This is a genomic window from Variovorax glucosi, assembly GCF_051216695.1.
Taxonomy (GTDB): Bacteria; Pseudomonadota; Gammaproteobacteria; order Burkholderiales; family Burkholderiaceae_C; genus Variovorax.
Genome location: NZ_JBPJZE010000451.1, coordinates 1 through 1,008, shown reverse-complemented (window position 1 = coordinate 1,008; position 1,008 = coordinate 1). Strand labels below are relative to the sequence as shown.

Genomic DNA, 1,008 nt, shown 5'->3' with positions numbered 1-1,008 from the left:
GGCGCGGCCAGCAGAACCACGGCCAGCAGCGTGATCGCATGCACGATGCCCGCGATCGGCGAGGTGCCGCCCGAACGGATGTTGGTGACGGTGCGTGCGATGGTGCCGGTGGCCGGCATGCCGCCGAAGAAGGGCGTGACGACGTTCGCAATGCCCTGCGCCATCAGCTCCTGGTTGGGGTCGTGGCGCGGCTGGCCGCTGAGCTGGTCGGACACGCGCGCGCACAGCAGCGATTCGATGGCGCCGAGCAGCGCGATGGTCAGCGTGGGCGTCACGAGCTGCTTCACCGTCTCCCATGAAAAATCGGGCAGCGCAAAAGCCGGCACGCCTTCGGGAATACCGCCGAAGCGCGTGCCGATGGTTTCCACCGGCAGCTCGAAGCCCCATGACACCAGCGTGAGCGTGACCAGCGCCACGATGGGCCCCGGCATGCGCGAGCCCACCTGCACGGCACGCGTGCGCGCCACGCGGCCAGCAACGCGCAGCACCGCTGTGCCCACCTTCGAGTCACCACTCAGCAGCAGCGGCCACAGCAGCAGCCCGGCCACGCAGGCGATGCCGAGCCCGAAGGCATAGGGATTGAAGGTGCCGATCTGCAGCGCCATCGCGTGCAGCTGCGAGAACACGTCGGCCGGCATCTTCGCCACCGTCAGCCCGAGCAGGTCTTTCAGCTGCGACAGCAATATCAGCACCGCGATGCCGTTGGTGAAGCCCACCACGATCGACAGCGGCACGAAGCGCACCAGCCGCCCCAGCCCGAACAGCCCCGCCATGAACAGCAGCACGCCCGCGCAGGCAGTGGAGATCAGCAGGTTCGCCACGCCGTAGCGCTCGACGATGCCGTAGACGATCACGATGAACGCCCCCGCCGGCCCGCCGATCTGCACCGCCGAGCCGCCCAGCAGCGAGATCAGGAAGCCCGCGATGATCGCCGTCCAGATGCCCGCCTCGGGCTTGAGCCCCGAGGCGATGGCGAAGGCCATGGCCAGCGGCAGCGCCACGATGCCG

The 1,008-nt window shown here is 69.0% G+C and carries 1 protein-coding gene; it reads right to left on the bottom strand.

The window, feature by feature from the left end; genetic code table 11:
- Window positions 1-1,008: SulP family inorganic anion transporter (locus ACSFA3_RS26435; protein WP_435508253.1), on the bottom strand; the 1,008-nt coding region annotated here is incomplete at both ends.